The sequence below is a fragment of the Collimonas rhizosphaerae genome, from assembly GCF_038896935.1.
Lineage (GTDB): Bacteria > Pseudomonadota > Gammaproteobacteria > Burkholderiales > Burkholderiaceae_D > Collimonas > Collimonas rhizosphaerae.
The window spans coordinates 14,478-29,624 of the sequence record NZ_JBANDC010000030.1 but is presented as its reverse complement, the minus strand read 5'-3'; the positions used below and the strand labels follow the sequence as shown (position 1 = coordinate 29,624).

At 51.3% G+C, this 15,147-nt stretch carries 19 protein-coding genes; 4 read left to right on the top strand and 15 right to left on the bottom strand.

Translation table 11 applies throughout. The features are described 5' to 3' along the window. A partial coding sequence (locus tag V8G57_RS25330; protein WP_342831759.1) for a contractile injection system protein, VgrG/Pvc8 family occupies positions 1-410 on the bottom strand: 410 nt, incomplete at its 3' end. Between the two features lie 1,185 nt (positions 411-1,595). Between V8G57_RS25330 and V8G57_RS25325 the strand changes: the two genes are divergently transcribed. From V8G57_RS25325 to V8G57_RS26325, 4 genes are all read left to right on the top strand, one after another. Beyond that, a complete protein-coding gene (locus tag V8G57_RS25325) occupies positions 1,596-2,306 on the top strand; it encodes a LuxR family transcriptional regulator (RefSeq protein ID WP_342831757.1) in 711 nt (236 codons plus the stop codon). Positions 2,307-2,910: 604 nt separating this feature from the next. After that, positions 2,911-3,069, top strand: a complete 159-nt coding sequence (locus tag V8G57_RS25320) for a hypothetical protein (RefSeq protein WP_342831755.1) — start codon at positions 2,911-2,913, stop codon at positions 3,067-3,069. Positions 3,070-3,141: 72 nt separating this feature from the next. Beyond that, positions 3,142-4,017: a class I SAM-dependent methyltransferase gene (locus V8G57_RS25315; RefSeq protein ID WP_342831753.1), complete on the top strand. Its 876-nt coding sequence runs from the start codon at positions 3,142-3,144 to the stop codon at positions 4,015-4,017. Positions 4,018-4,401: 384 nt separating this feature from the next. Further along, a complete protein-coding gene (locus tag V8G57_RS26325) occupies positions 4,402-4,770 on the top strand; it encodes a LecA/PA-IL family lectin (RefSeq protein ID WP_425458329.1) in 369 nt (122 codons plus the stop codon). 226 nt (positions 4,771-4,996) lie between these two features. On the opposite strand, the gene V8G57_RS25310 is transcribed toward V8G57_RS26325, so the two are convergent. The 14 genes from V8G57_RS25310 to V8G57_RS25245 form a co-directional block, all read right to left on the bottom strand. Then, the gene (locus tag V8G57_RS25310; RefSeq protein WP_342831751.1) at positions 4,997-5,515 is read right to left on the bottom strand and encodes a hypothetical protein; all 519 of its coding nucleotides are present in this window, start codon (positions 5,513-5,515) and stop codon (positions 4,997-4,999) included. Then, the gene (locus V8G57_RS25305; RefSeq protein WP_342831749.1) at positions 5,512-5,949 is read right to left on the bottom strand and encodes a D-Ala-D-Ala carboxypeptidase family metallohydrolase; all 438 of its coding nucleotides are present in this window, start codon (positions 5,947-5,949) and stop codon (positions 5,512-5,514) included. The genes V8G57_RS25310 and V8G57_RS25305 overlap by 4 nt, the downstream gene beginning before the upstream one ends. Next, positions 5,946-6,212, bottom strand: a complete 267-nt coding sequence (locus tag V8G57_RS25300) for a hypothetical protein (protein ID WP_342831748.1) — start codon at positions 6,210-6,212, stop codon at positions 5,946-5,948. Before V8G57_RS25300 ends, V8G57_RS25305 begins: the two co-directional genes overlap by 4 nt. After that, the gene (locus tag V8G57_RS25295) at positions 6,196-6,555 is read right to left on the bottom strand and encodes a holin (protein ID WP_342831747.1); all 360 of its coding nucleotides are present in this window, start codon (positions 6,553-6,555) and stop codon (positions 6,196-6,198) included. The genes V8G57_RS25300 and V8G57_RS25295 overlap by 17 nt, the downstream gene beginning before the upstream one ends. Positions 6,556-6,612: 57 nt before the next feature. Further along, positions 6,613-6,771 (bottom strand): hypothetical protein, encoded by a 159-nt coding sequence (locus V8G57_RS25290; protein WP_342831746.1) that lies wholly within the window; start codon positions 6,769-6,771, stop codon positions 6,613-6,615. Between the two features lie 43 nt (positions 6,772-6,814). Next, positions 6,815-7,606, bottom strand: coding sequence for a hypothetical protein (locus V8G57_RS25285; protein ID WP_342831745.1), 792 nt, complete (start codon positions 7,604-7,606; stop codon positions 6,815-6,817). 19 nt (positions 7,607-7,625) lie between these two features. Then, entirely contained in the window at positions 7,626-8,444 is an 819-nt protein-coding gene (locus V8G57_RS25280) for a hypothetical protein (protein WP_342831744.1), read from the bottom strand. 82 nt (positions 8,445-8,526) lie between these two features. Then, complete coding sequence (locus tag V8G57_RS25275; RefSeq protein ID WP_342831743.1) at positions 8,527-9,228, bottom strand: hypothetical protein; 702 nt, start codon at positions 9,226-9,228, stop codon at positions 8,527-8,529. 28 nt (positions 9,229-9,256) lie between these two features. Next, a complete protein-coding gene (locus V8G57_RS25270) occupies positions 9,257-10,876 on the bottom strand; it encodes a hypothetical protein (protein WP_342831742.1) in 1,620 nt (539 codons plus the stop codon). 9 nt (positions 10,877-10,885) lie between these two features. After that, positions 10,886-11,317, bottom strand: a complete 432-nt coding sequence (locus V8G57_RS25265; RefSeq protein WP_342831741.1) for a hypothetical protein — start codon at positions 11,315-11,317, stop codon at positions 10,886-10,888. 37 nt (positions 11,318-11,354) lie between these two features. Beyond that, entirely contained in the window at positions 11,355-12,884 is a 1,530-nt protein-coding gene (locus V8G57_RS25260) for a hypothetical protein (protein WP_342831740.1), read from the bottom strand. Between the two features lie 272 nt (positions 12,885-13,156). Next, positions 13,157-13,633: a defense against restriction DarA-related protein gene (locus V8G57_RS25255; RefSeq protein ID WP_342831739.1), complete on the bottom strand. Its 477-nt coding sequence runs from the start codon at positions 13,631-13,633 to the stop codon at positions 13,157-13,159. A 21-nt stretch (positions 13,634-13,654) separates the two neighbouring features. Beyond that, the gene (locus tag V8G57_RS25250; protein ID WP_342831737.1) at positions 13,655-14,248 is read right to left on the bottom strand and encodes a hypothetical protein; all 594 of its coding nucleotides are present in this window, start codon (positions 14,246-14,248) and stop codon (positions 13,655-13,657) included. A 3-nt stretch (positions 14,249-14,251) separates the two neighbouring features. Then, complete coding sequence (locus V8G57_RS25245) at positions 14,252-15,145, bottom strand: hypothetical protein (RefSeq protein ID WP_342831736.1); 894 nt, start codon at positions 15,143-15,145, stop codon at positions 14,252-14,254. Positions 15,146-15,147: the final 2 nt, after the last annotated feature.

The window sequence follows — 15,147 nt, the reverse complement described above, 5'->3', positions numbered from 1 at the left end:
CTGAAGATGCTTTCCGTCTGCTCACGCAGCGTCTTGCCGTGAAAAATGTAATTGTCTTTGCGCAGCCGCAGATACTGCAGCCACGGACCCAGCTTGGCCTGGTAGAACGTAATGGCGCCATCGGTCCTGGTCATACGGAATTCGAAACAAAAACCGCTGAAATACCGGAGGCTGCCATCTGCCCGCACCAGCTCTACGCTGAACAGCTTGCCTTGCAAATCCTTGAGCGCCAATGCCGGGTCGTCCGATATCAATTCGACATTGAATTCGAAGTCGCGGGACAGGCTTTCTACTGCATCGAGTTTGTTGACCAGGAGCTGCGCCTGGGGACCATCGTCGTGCGGGAAAGAGAGCCGCAATATGCGGCCATGCTGACGCCCCATTATCAAAGACTTGAACACACTGCTCATGCGGCGCCCCTGGAAATTAAATCGACATCAATATTATGGTTTTTTTGGCAATGAATATTACTGAGAATTTGCTTGATAAATATTTCACCAAATCATAACTGCCAACATCATTAGTTACCAAGGGGAAATACTTGGAAAATAGCGAATTTTGCAAGAGTTCACATTCTTGTTGGCGATCTGCGACAGCTAGGCATTTTTATGGCCGCGGCAAAAAAAATGCGCGTATTGAATTGCATCGAGGCCTGGCTCTCGTCAACAACCGGACACACATCGGCCGCCAGCTAGCTCGCGCAAATGCAAATATTATTTACGGCCGATATAAAGTGAACTGATTCCGCGGATGCGGGAGATAGAAAGCAAAAATGGAAGCCATACCGCGCTTCCATCCATAATTTGCCAAAACGATTTTCATAAAATAAACCGGGAGTTGCTCTCGATTTATCCCAGCATTCCCACAACATCGAGAATACTGGTAGGCACGATTGGACTCGAACCAATTTAAGGATTCAATTTTATGCGCCTTCGCAGAGGTGTCATAGGGAGACATACCCCTCATTCGCCCTGAAATCCCCTCAAAAAACCCACAGAAAAACCCACAGATTAAGAGGAGGATGAAGGGGATTTATCAAAAGAGGCGGTAAGGCTGACTGTCTATTGAAGTCCATTTCTGTTCACGCTGGCGTAGCCATATCAGCATGTGTAATGGTGATGATTTTTCTTGAAGTATTTGACAAATTCATTTCTTCCCACTACCCCCGCGAGATGTAGAAGTTACGATCAGAAATCAGGGCAATGATACTTTTATCAATTGTCCCAATGACTGGGTACTGATCAATTTGACAGGTGCGGAAGAAAATTTTTGAGAGTAGCCTCACCGTTTAGTTCGAATACGTAAACAAAATTTGTCTAGTTACACACTGAAATTTTGTTCGACGCCTTAGCGGAGCCGACGACTAGATTGAAGGCTAATCGGCGCTGAACACATCGAATGCTAGATGGTTAAAATGCTGAAACTGTTCGATTTCGCATGCAAATAATTCGCCGCAATGCGCATAAATTTCAATTTAGCGCAGCCTAAAATTATTAGTTCGAAGTTTAAACTCAGTATTTCTTAATTCGTCTATGCGATATGAAAAAAATTTCCCCTGCCAAAGAAATGGGCGCAAATTTTATGGAAATGTCGTTATGATTAATTGGCAAGAACAGAAAATACAGTCCATTTTAAATGCGGAATCCGTATCCGCCTTATTCAGCACTTTGTCCGAAATCACCAAGCATCTTGGATTCGATTACTGCGCATACGATATGCGCCTACCATGGCCGCTCGCGCAGCCCAAAGGAATCGCGCTGAATAACTATCCAGTAGACTGGCAGCAACGATATGCGCAGCAGGAATATGTAAAAATTGATCCGACCGTCACGCACGGCAAGCGCTCTACCCTCCCGCTAGTTTGGTCCCATAGAGACTCTATCGTCAACGCATCATTTTGGGAAGATGCGCGCTTACACGGTTTGCACGCCGGTTGGGCGCAATCACGCTACGACGCAAGGGGAATTAGCGGACTGCTCAATCTTTCACGCACGGATGATAGTGTCTCAAGCGAGAAGCTGCGTGAAACCGCGTGGAAGCTATCCTGGCTGATTGACGTTGTCCATGAAGGTTTGTCTCGGCTATTGATCAGAAAGCATTTACCTGAAGCATTGAATGATTTGACCGCACGAGAAATCGAGGTTTTGCGCTGGACCGCTGACGGAAAAACTTCAGGAGAAATTGGAAATATCATGGGTATTTCTGATCGCACGGTAAATTTCCACATTTCCAATACATTAAAAAAATTCAATACCACCAATAAAACAGCAGCAGCAGCCAAGGCGGTGATGTTTGGCCTTTTGTAATTACTACGACATGTTCCCCCTGAGCACGACCACCAGCAGTGACATGAATTTTCTCTCCTCCGCAGTTCCTGAGCTTGGCATGAAAGAGGGGTACGAGTGCAGAAAACTTAAGGCGAAACTAACCGATGAAAATGAGGCTTAAGAAATTCACCTGAACTACATCCCTCCGACGTTCAGCTAACAATTATCACTTCCATGGACGCCTCAAAACTGGTCCGCCAGGAAATATACGATAAACAATTGCGCCAATATCAATCGCGGTGCGTGAATCGTTAGGCAAACATCTCTATCTCCACAATTGCACTGTCCTCTTTATCGTCCTCTGCTGAAATTAACATCAAAAAAAAATCGCGAGCAGCCCGGCCGTACTTTTTTTAACTGAACTTGGAAATTAAATATTCCAGAAATTCCAAAACCATCTCGGTTCAGTGTCGTTCAAAAAAAACCGCAAATAACTGGACCTGTAAAGTTCCTCAGTTTCATGGAAATAGTTTTCAATCTATATTGAGTAACGAGACTCGACCATGTGTTCGGAAAGATGATCTATTGTTTTTTTCAGCATCATCAACCGACGATAGAAGTTCGCTGAAATTAAAAAAAACTAATGAAGAAAACACATATGGAATTTTTACTTGATAGTGCAATATTTCTATGCGCGGGATTTTTACTTGATAGTGCAATATTTCTATGCGCCATTGCAACGCGTTTGGCCATTCCATATTCTCAAGAACAAATGAATGATCTTTTTGATTGCAAGGCATAGCTCGACAAGATTTAAGCCCCAGAGAGGTGAATTAAACGAATCGCTATCATATAAAAATACAGGAGAACTAGAATGAATTCTATACAAAACAATATTATTCAAACAGGTAAACCGAGTTGGTCCGCGCGATGGGTTGCGGAGCTTCGGGCAGCACATCAATTACTGGATAATCCGGTCATATTCAACGACCCGATGGCTTTACCTATTCTTGGCCCGTGCGCAGAAGCTTACATCCGAAATGACCCATCTCAATTTAATGATCCGTTCACCCAAAGCGTACGTGCCGGGCTAGTGGTACGGAGCAGATTAGCTGAAGACAAACTGCGTCAATCAATGGAATTCGGGGTGGAACAATACGTCATTCTTGGCGCGGGATTGGATACTTTTTCATTCAGAAATAGTCATCAGGGTAAGGAGTTACGAGTGTATGAAGTAGATCATCCATCGACTCAGAATTGGAAAAGAAGTATTTTGGAAGAAGCAAGTATCGACGTACCAAAATCAGTAATTTTTGTAGCAATCGATTTTGAAACAGAATCATTGGAAAAGGAATTGCAAGAAGCCGGATTTCGCACAGATCAGCCGGCATATTTTTCTTGGCTAGGCGTCACAGTTTACCTTTCCACCGACGCGATATTTGAAACACTAAAATTCGTCGCATCGTTACCCAAAGGAAGTGGAATTACATTCGACTACAGAGTACAACGCTCACTACTCAACCCCATGGAAATCGCCATAGGGGATCATATTGAGAAATTCATTACGGCACAGGGGGAGCCTTGGAAAACTTCTTTCGATCCAACCTCTTTACAACAAAAATTACAGCGTATCGGATTTCACAAAACAGAAGACTTTGGGTCCGACGACTTGAATGCGCGATATCTCGCGAAACGTAAAGACGGATTACAAACTCGCATGGGATTCCGACTAATGTACGCTGAAAAATGACTTTCGAATTGCGATTGTGGATTGGCTTCATTCGCGTAAAGATAAACGGCAAAAAAAATGGCTAATTCGAGAGGGGTAGAATTTTTGTGGGGCTTAGATTGCCCCAGCTAGCGGCGTTGACCATGAGTGAATTCATTCGCTTGTGGCTTAGTAGCATTTAATGAATTTTTTCGAGAACGTCCCAGCAACTCATTGCAGCTCATTATTAGCAGCGCAATGCCTTGCACCTGTCAAAGTTATCAGCTACTCGATTTCCCGTATTGCGCTTTAATGCAATAGACAAACAGGCTGCGCCCCTCCCCCCTTAAAGAAGGAGGTTATCGACGACAAAAATGTAATTATTTTCCATTGCACGAAATATTTAACCACCACCGGAGGTAAATCATGGCTTGGACTGGCACAGTAGCAGCTAACGCACAAAACGGACAACCAACTGACGTAACTTATAATCCCGGAGATGTAATTACGATCGTTGCATCGGGATGGGCTGGCTACGGCCCGCAGCCCAACTGGGGACCACAAGGAGACAAGACTCATCCGAATCAAGGATTGATATGTGGAGACGCATACTGCGGCGCATTAGTGATGAAAATAGGATCAAGTGGTTACATCCCTGTGAACACAGGCCTGTTCCGCTGGAGCGCTCCGCCTCATACTCAAGGACTCATCACATTCGTATATAACGATGTTCCGAGCACCTACGGCGATAACTCCGGCTCATTTACGGTAAGTCTTGGAAAAGATCAATCCTAATATTGCCCTCCAGCTGCTAGAGCGACGAAAAGGCCCTCATTGCAGAGGGCCTTCAGTTAACCTTTCCGCCAAACAATGTACGCGGTGATTTGCTTCGTAGATGCATCAAGAACATGCAAGCAATCATCAATAAAGATACGCTCTGACGATCTCACCGAGTATAGAAGAGTTGGACTTTCATCAATCCGCGCTTGCGGACTAACGGACACATTTTTAACTTTAATCACTACCTCTGCTGGTCCATTGTAGATTTCAAGCGTGTGTAATTTTCTCGCAACCCTTGCGCTAGTTCTCTCCAAGCTCGGCAGGTCGTTGCATTGAAAACGTCGGCTTCTGCGACCTGAGCAAGCGAAATTTCGGAGGGGTCTCGGTCAGAATCGGCGGCAGATCCGGGATCGTCACCTGACCAGGCGGCGTCGTACAAGCGCACAAAGCCGACACTAACAGCAAAGCTAGCGTTGTCCACTTGGGTAATGTAGATTGGCACTTGCTTTTCAATTTCTTCTCCTTTGGCATAAATAGTGTTGATGCGGTCAACGTACTTGATCTGCGTTTGCGTCACGACCACCTGTTGCGCCTTGGCGATTTTGAGGGTCTGCGCGGACTGCTCAGCGAGATAAGCAATGTGCTTCTCCCCTTCAACCTGCCTGCCCTTGTTATAGACGATGGTGCCGAACACTGCGGCAGCTGAAATTAACGTCAACCACCGAACCCACGCCGGCAAGATAGTGGTCAAGAGATTCATGCAATCCCCACTAGGTATGACGCCCTGCCGTTATCAAATACGGCTGTCAGCACCTGTTGACGCGGTGTCCCGTCCGATAGGCCAATATGTACCCAAGTGCCTTCATATATGAGCTGATCAAAGGCGATACCACTGGCTTTGATGGCATTGGCGAGTTGTTTCGGTGTGACGCCGGAGCAATGTATGTCTGCCGCCAAGCCCAGCACATGTGCGCTGTTGCTGGCACCACCAACAGCCCTGTTCACCGCTGGTGAACGATAACCACTCGATACGGAGACTGGCTTACCAACCAGGACGCGTACCAGCTCCAAGGTCTCGGCGACACGCTTGAGATTTTTCTTTATGACAGGCGACGGCGAGTTATCCAGGCCGTTGCGTATCGCCGTCTGCGAAAACGCCAACTCTTCCAAAGTAAAATGAGGACTCAGATTCATGGTTTTTCCAAAAAATTACATTGATGCCACCGGCGCCAGAACCATACGGCGAGAATGGCGACGGCAACATTCGACAGTACTTCCGATTGTTCACTCCAGAAACCCAAGGCGTCCGGCCGCATGATATTCACAAAGGACGTAATTGCCACCAGAGAAAGCGCAGCTGTACCAAATACCTGCGTTTCCAGGTGCTTGTTCAAGACCGCCCATAAACAAAACACCAGCAACACCAGATTGGCCCCTGTGTTAATTAGTTGGATCATTTTTAGCTCCTAGATAGCGGCGCTTGAGCGTGCCGATGATGTCTGCTTCGTTGATTTCCTTAAACACCTCGCGCGCGGTGGCAAGCGCAAATAATCCGACCAGAAACTCGATACCAGAGTGGGTACGTGCGCCAGTAATGGCAAACCAATCGATCATCACCGGCGCAATGTAGACGGCACACGCCAGGCCGGCAGCGAAACTGGACAGCTTCTGCCACCAGTTCAAGCCCTCGCCCAGGAATTTCAGGGCGACCGCCGATCCCACTGCGCCAGGCAATAGCGGTAACAGGTATTTCGTGATTGCCAGCCAGACTGCGGCTAGCGTGCTCGTTGGTTCTGCCATGACTGTTCCCATAAATGATCTGTGCCAGCAGGAGCGATGACACACACCATCTTTCCCCTATCGACTGATTGCCTTACCCAGTCCCCCTATCGCCTTGATGACCCCGTCCAAACGACCCACTAACGCAAACTGCACCTTTTGTTCCAGTTCCCGATTCTTCACCCAGGTATCAAACACTTTTGATTCCAAAAAATCCCGCGCGTCCGATATATCCATGCGCATCGCCTCGGGATAGGAGGTGCTTGAATATAAACTCAAGCTAACCGCCATATTGCGCAGGTTTTCCAGTAACTCTTTTCGCGAACTCACTGACGCAGGCTGAAACTGGAAATCGGGCCGGAGGCAACGACTCTGCCTCCGCCCCCTCATGAGGTAATGCAACGAATCCCTCGTCAATTTCGATCGTCTCAAAGAAATGCATCAGCAGCTTATTGCCACGGTGACGCATCGCGTACAACCCCAGAAACTCGGACTCTGGATATTCACTGATAATCTGCATGCGATTTTTTAGCCACTCCAAGTATTTCAACGAATCCAGTGCAGGATCCGGCGCCAATTCGCCCACCCGTAAAAGCTGCGCGGCCATGGTACCCAGCATCCAATGCAACTGGCCGGCAACATTCGGAATATGGCCGTGCAATTGCTCAATCGCTTCCGCCATCGTTCCCGTCACTGGCGAGATATGCCATTCATCACCGCCATGGCTGCCCAGGGCAATGGGAAAGTCCGGTGTGTCACGGCTAGCATTCAGGTAATCCATGTAATACCCTTCACCCAGCATGAAATTGGCACCGCCTCCCTCTTCTCCTGTGGTATGGGCCAGGTAGTGGCCGACGACCAGCATGCGTTCCTGCACCGTCCAGTTTTTAGGGTCGGTGACATGACGCTCTGTGGGCGCATCAGCTGACTCGATAATCATCTGTAAGAAAGTCGTGGTCGATTCTTCGAAACGCTCCGGCGGCACTGCGGCCAGCGCGCCGGCGTTCACAATGGAGAGCTCGCGCAGCTTGACGGCCAGGCGGCGTGTTCGGAGGGGCGAGAAAGCAATCATATAATTCGATAATCCTTAGTTAATTGGACGAATAGGAACCCGACATCATCATCTTCTTCATGTCGTCGCGGTCCAGCGCGGTCAAGGTCGCCAGCGTCAAAGGAATGGTGATTTCGGTGTAATAACCGTCCTGGTCGATAGGTGCGTCGATGGGCTCACCGATCGTCTCGATCACCATGGGTGCCAGGGTTCGCTGCTTATACTGAAAACCGATCAGCTGCGGCGCGACGGACGGGAACATGCTGTTGATCGCCCCGTCGATGCCATCGCCACCGCCGGCGGCGCGCGCCACCAGGCTATCGCCACTGAGTTTCTGTGGCAGCGCCCAAGCCCATAGCTGCTGCAGCGGTGCCGCAACCTCCCTTTTGGGATCGCTAAAGGCACGAAACACCAGCGACACATTGATTTTGATGGGCGGCATACCCGTAAAGATCTGAGTCGAATTCAACTTGGTGATACCGGAGCGGCCTTCAAATTTTTTAATATTGCGCTCGATTGCACCGACATCGGCACTACCGGATCCCGACTTCGACGTCCATCCGAAGAAGGAGTAAAAATCGTTCATTCCGGGCAGCAACGCGCCCGACTGCAGCATAGCAATCAAGGCCGGTGCTTTGCTATCCGGGCTGCTTTGCTCGAATGGCGACTGCCAATTCAAGGTTGCCTCCATATTGCCACCGGCGATCACCGGCGCATGTACCTCAATTTGCTCTTGCCCCGCACGCAGTCCCCTGTTATCGACTGGATAGATTTTTGCAATCAAATGCTCGGAAAGCCCCAACCACTGGGAACTGAGGATTTGCTGGTCTGCCGTCGTACCTTGCCCTGGTGCTGCCATATTTCCACCTTCCATAAAATTGCGGGCAGCCGATTCACCTGGCTGCCCGCTGTGTTGAAGTGCTAATTCAAACTGGGAACGATTACTTGCTTAAGCCCATTTTCCGATTCAGCCGCATCGACTTCATACGACGCATAGTGGCGCTGGCGGTATGCGCCTTCATCTGCGCCTTGCGTATGCTGACCTTCTGCTTGGCAGTCAGGCGGACACGACCGGAGATACGTTTGTTGATCCGTACCTTCTTGCCCTTGCGGATCACCATGCGCTTCTTGTAGGTGGCGTCCAGCATCGCGTCGCTGCCCTCGTCGCCAAACACAAAATTGTCGATATCGGCGCTCGACGCATCGTCGCCATCCGGTAAACTCGCGGCCAGAAGATCCCGGATGCGGTCCGCTGCTGCTTCGTCCCAATCGTTCAGTAGTTTGCTGCAATCCTCATCCGAGACGCCCTTCTCCGCCAGGTAGTCCCAGGCGAATTCCAATGCTGTCTCCAGCACCTCGGCTTCGTCGTCGCTGAGTTCGCCGTCTTTGTTCGCATCAACCAGGCCGACCATATTCGCCAGGAGGCGATCAGCCAGGGTTTCGTCTTCATCCAGATCATCGGTTTCAATCCACTCCTGAATGGTTGATGCCGTACCCAGCGCGATATGTGTCGCGGCGTAGTCCGCCGCGACATTGCTGTCTTCGTCATCGGATGCTGAATCCAGTACCGTCTGCCGGCCTTTATGCGCAACATCCTTGACAAACAAAGTATTGCGGATCGCTGCTGCAGCTAAATGACTCATCTTCTTCCTTTCATTTTGTAAAGCCCGATTAGCGGGAAAGTGTTTGGGTGACAAAGGTTTGGCGATTGGTACCGTCGTATTTCAAGGAATAGGACACGTCCATGCGATCCGCCGGCCGTAGCGCATTCGGCTGCACCACGTACTGAAACGCTTCCCCATCCATCTCAGTGCTAGGTACGATCCATTTCGCCGTTTTGGCGTCCTTGAACAGCTTTTTGAGGAAGGCATCGGTCTTTTTGACTGATACTTCCATCGGCAGCTGCAGCGCTTCTTTGGCAAAGCGCGTAACCCAGTCATCGATCGAGCTGGACATATCAGCGACCGAAATCAACTTCTTCATCGACACTGCAGTTTTGGCACAAGTCAACGAATCGCTGAACACGTATTTGCCGCCGCCGTTGTATTTGACGTAGATCACCGGATTGATTTTGGCGTCCGCGAGGTCACTCAAATCGTCGTCGGGTGTATGGATTTGCACAATGCCCGTTCTATCCAGTGGCCAATTTTTGCCGGCAATCGGATAGTTTTTAGGCGCAAAACCATTGGCGTCCGTCTGGGCATTGCGCAAACACCGGCGCGCCACGTTGTAAGCGGACGTGCCGAGCACCACTTTGCCGTTCAAGCCCAGCGGATCGTCTGACTTCAACGGCGCCCAAAATGCCTGGCAGTAGTGAGAATCGAAGTTCAATTGCGCAATGAAGGCTATGGCCGCTCCCGGCGACAGCATGCCCGGCACATCCCAGGCAAATTGCCGGTTCGTGTCATAGGCCAGCTGGGCCAAGGCAGACAACAGCGCCAACGCATGCGAACCGCCACTAACGATATAGGCATAATCATGTTCCGTCTTCTGCAGCAAATCCCGCGCACGCGCAAAGTCCGGCACGCCGTAGGTGGTGCTGCCCTCGGCAAAATACGTCATCACCGGAGAGATTGCGAACTTGGCACGGCCATTGGTATCTCGCCCGTAGGCATTCGAGGTCGGTACAATTTGGGCACCACTGCCCACCAGCACTTCGACGTTGTCGGTCGTGCGCTCCACTACATCCGGTAAATAGGCACTTTGCTGATAGTCGTCCAGCGCATCAGGATTGAGCGATCCGACAAATTCGTAGAGCGTATTGCGGTCTTTATCGCGCAGTCGCAGTGTCACTTGGCGATTAGCGACTGGAGTGCCGTTCTCCGTCACCGCGTCGGCATGCAGCTCGACCACAATTCCGTCGTTGTAGCATTCAAGGTGCTTTACCGACAACAAAAATGGCTTATCGACTGGCACATCAACGGCAACTGCAAACTGCAGATCCGTCGCAGGCAGCTCGGGCTGGGTCACGATGATGGTCGACAGCACGGCTGTACTCGTCGTTAAGCGCTGCACCACCGCTGAGGCGGCTCCCTTTTGCAAGGCTTCATAGACGTGGATATGCGCTTCATTGAGCGCTGACGCGCGCAACGACTCGCCGCGCCCCAGCTTCTTTTGGAAATTGCCGCGATTGACACGGAACGGCTTATCGATACGGCCGCGCGTGGCGCGCATGATAATACCGAACACTTGATCGGAATTATCCGGCGCGTAGCCATCGGTCATATCCCGCAAGGGATTCAATTGCACGCCCGACTGGGAGGCAAGTTGCCGTGTAAAAGCTGTGGACATGACCGTTCCTTATTTTTTATCAACGATGGCAGTGTCACCTGCTGCCGCCTCAGAAATCATTACCGACTTGGGTTCAACTCCAGCTTTAACCGCCCTTTGCTTTTTTTCGATAACTACCGGTTCCATATCCTCCCCTTGGCTGTCAACATCTTCCAGCTCGATTGCATCAATCCATTTGTTGTTTTCAGATAGCGAATCGATATCAGAGACAAATCTGGTAAAGAAACCGTGATCCTTAAATACAACTTCAACGATGTTTTCAGGGCTCTTGAAGTTGGGTTTCAGCTCCAGACGGACATCTGGTAGCACCAACGCTCGAGGCGTTTTGTTGGTGACGCGCAGCTTGAGAGGAAAATCGCTTTTCCCAAATATTTTCTCTGCCAATTGATTGGCGCTCTTCCCCGTAAGGGAAGAAGCGCCCAAACTCAACGTACGTTTCATTTGCGCTGCTCCTTCGGTTGTAGTGTTAAAACAAGGGTTAGTCGAGATTGATGACATCAATGACCGCGCATCCCATTGCTGAAGGAAGATGCGGATTGACCACCGTGAAGTTACGCGCATAGAAGCCCTGCTTGTAGCGCTGGTCTTCGTCGGCATTCATGTTGATCAGCATGGGCGCCACAGCATCCCCGAGGACAAACGGGTTGCGCGCCACCTGGGTCGAACGGCCGATACATATAATCCGTGAAGTTTTATGGTCGACGTCCACGATCCGCGGCGAGTAGTACACCTCGTACAGACCGAACAGGCGACCGACGCGATAGATGCCAGGACGCGCGGTAACGCCGGATGGAGTAAACAGCGTGCTGGGCAAGCCCAGCAGCATCGCTGCCATCTTCTTGGAGACGTACAAATGGGTAATGCCATGATCCATGGTGTCTTCAGCCATCTGCTGGCTGGCAGCACCGAGGATGCAGGAACCGTCCTGCCAGATCTGCGCCCGGGTCTTTTCCAGACCTTGGGTATCCCACTTAAAATCCCAGACCATGGCATTGTTGGCACCAATGCGGGCGGCCTTCTCCAGCACCTGGTAATGGCGCTCATTGGCAAACTGATTGCGAATGGCCAGCATCGATTCACCCATGGGATTCAAGCCGATTTCATTGACCATTTGTGTTTGGCTGTCGGTCGACACAAAGGCGTTGGCTTTCCATGGCGAAGCGCGCAAGATAAAACGCGTCGCAATGGTATTGACGGTCGGGATAATCCCCTTGTTGTTTTCGAAATCGATGACCGCCTCAGCAATCACCGGGGTGTTCGCTGGCAAGGCTGGCACGGTTGTCACTTTCACGGCGCCCGTATCCGAATTCATCGAACCGGACACAGTAAAGAGCGTACCGCCCAGGCGCACATATCCGCTGATTGGCGAAGCCGAAGCCGGTGCATCCGCGCTGGTTTCCTTCGCCACCGGCAAACCGTTGATGTAGATGATGGTGCGGCCCTTGAGCAACTTGGCCGACGGCGCATCCTGGTCGCAGGTATCCGCAGTCAGTTGAATCGGCGTCACTTTGCCGTCGAAGTCGTCACCGGTACGCTTCAGCAGGTGGGTACGTTGTGCAGAGGTATAAGCGCGGCCACTCAAGACGCCATCCATCAGGTCGCCGGCGCCATAGTGACCGAAGGTACTACCAGCTTCGTGCGAGACGATCACCAGCGGCGCTTCGTTGGAACCGATATCAGCCGGAAGATAGTTCGCAACCGGAATGGCTTCGGCCATGGCCGCCGTGATCGAAATCACCGCACGGTTTTGTTGCAGCGACATCGGATCGTGCGCCAGGTTGGAGGCCGAATCGAGCTTGTACTTGGAGCGTGCGCTATCCGACGTCGCATAGGCTTGGTGGATCGCCCATTCCAGCACATCAGCGGTCGGTTCTACGCCGTGTTCTGTTTCATAAAAGGCAGCACCATCCAGAATCGCACCCGCAATGCCGGCACGACCTTCGCCCGACTCATCGAAGAGGATCTGCAGATTTTCAGGTACCTCGACACCGGTAATCGACGCGGACAAGCTCTGTGCGTCGGCAATGAATGCGCCGGCGCTGGCGGAATCGAATACGCCAGTGCTGCTGACCGCCGATTCCTTCAATTTCGTGTAAAACGTACTGACTTTTTCTGTTTTTGCGTTGTTATATTCCGCATGTTGCTTTGGCATAGATCACCCTTGTCGTAATTAAGATTTGCCCCAATGTCGGCGCAGGTGAAATACCCACGCGGTATGTGCAATTCCATTATTACGCGGTGACGCAATGCTGCTTTTAGCAGTTTTCCATCTTCGCGGAGTTAGGCCAGTGCAGCAATATCCTCCGTGATGGCAACAATGGCGACATCCAAGGCAGCCGACCTTTCCTGCAACGCGATCTCCATTTTTGGCGCCGCCGTCCGTATGCTGTCCGGCAACTGAATGCGCACCTTCGCCATGGCGGCCTGGAACTTGGAGCGACCGGCATCCATCTTGCCGACCATCTCACCAATGGCCGCTACCTGGTCATCCTGATGTTTGAGCGGCACAACCCTGCCGTTCAGCTTGACCTGAAATATATCCCCCGATTGCTTAATCGAAAACGTCACGACCTGGCTGTCGGCGAACGTCAGCACCATTTCTCGATAGGACACGCCGGATGAGCGCTTGATATTGGGAGATATATCGCCCTGGACGATATGGGAACCCGCACGCGCGAAATACCGCACCACTGCGCGGGTCGCGGTATCTTTCTTGCTGCCCATGTCGTCAAAACTGAAAATGAGATTCTTTGCCATAACGTTCCTTGTCATTGTGAATTATGCTTTTGCCCGGCCGGTGCTTGGACCGTCGTGTTCGTCGTGATGGTGCGATGCCACTCCGATGCCGTTGCTGATAATATCGCCGCCAGTATTGTCGATACCGCCTTGTATCTTGGCCGACGCTCCACCGCTACCTCCGGATCCGGCCAGGCCACCTTGATACGTGAGCAGGCCGACCGACGTAAGCTTTTCTGAAAACGTCGCTTGCGGCGTTTTAACGTCGACCATTTCACTAGCATTGATCTCGTAGCGCGCGCAATTTACGCGAAATATCCCGTCCGCGGTCAGCTCAATGTTGGCGTGATGCCAGCGCCGCCAGTCAATCGTATTGCCGCTCCTAGGGTTACGAAATCCGGTAATAATCGGGTAGCGCGGGTCGCCCCCCTCAAAAGCCAGCCATACAAGATCGCCGGGAAGGATCTCGATCTCGGTAGCATGGCTGGCCGCACGGCCCTTGTCGCCAATTGGATACTCGATCTCTGCCAACGGAAGCACATCGGCGCCATCCGTCAGGCCCGGAATCTCAACACGGCACTCGCGCGAGGCCGCCAGGTAGGACCGGACTATGCCGGGAACACGGGAAGGCAGCATGACTTACTCTTCCAAAATGCCAAGCCAGAATTTGGAATACAGGCGGCTATCGCCGCCATCCGATCCGCTCTCGAAGGCGTGCGCGGCAGTGATGATGGCGTAGCTGACACGCTCTATCCGGATGACCTTGCCGGCATTGACGGTCGGCAGATAGTCAGATTTCAATATCTTTTTCTGGATCAGTGCGCGCGTCATGTTCCACAGCATGCGGGTATCGGTTCTTGGCTGATAGCCAATAGCCCGTACCTTAGAGCGATTGCCATAGACAAATGTACCGAACGCGTCAGTCGAAAAGAACGACGGCACCTCGTGCCGCTCCATGAAGCCGCTATCGATATTCTCGGTGGTATCCTGTTCCAGGATCAAAATCGGCTCTTGCTTAAAAATGTCCTGCAGGCGAATGAACGTGACTTCACGGCCATCGGTATAAATAGCGCCACCTTCTTCCTGCAACACCTTGGCGACTTCATAGCTAGGCACGCTGCCTGCGTAACAGGCAAATCGCGCAATCGGATAATCCGCATTGATTTTGACGCGCGCGCCGCATGCACCGTAAATACTACCCAGCGTGGCGCCCTCTTTGATCACTGCTGTTTTGCGTCGGAACGCTATTTGGTGACATGGCTCAAAAAGCGCCACAACGTGTAAAGCGGCCATCTGGTCGTTACCCTGGACGTTCGCCGACACCGTGCTGCGTTTGATCTGGATGATACGAAATACGTACCCTTCACTGGCGACGCGGATCCTTTTGCCTTGCTTGAGCTCCGATACTGTTGCATCTGTCGCCCTGACGACAGCTTCCAGCGTCATCGGCACCGGCGCCAAATCGGAATGCAGGCAGGCGCTCAACAGCAGGTCGCCGCGCAGCACCGTGCCGGATGACAAAATCAGTTGCATCG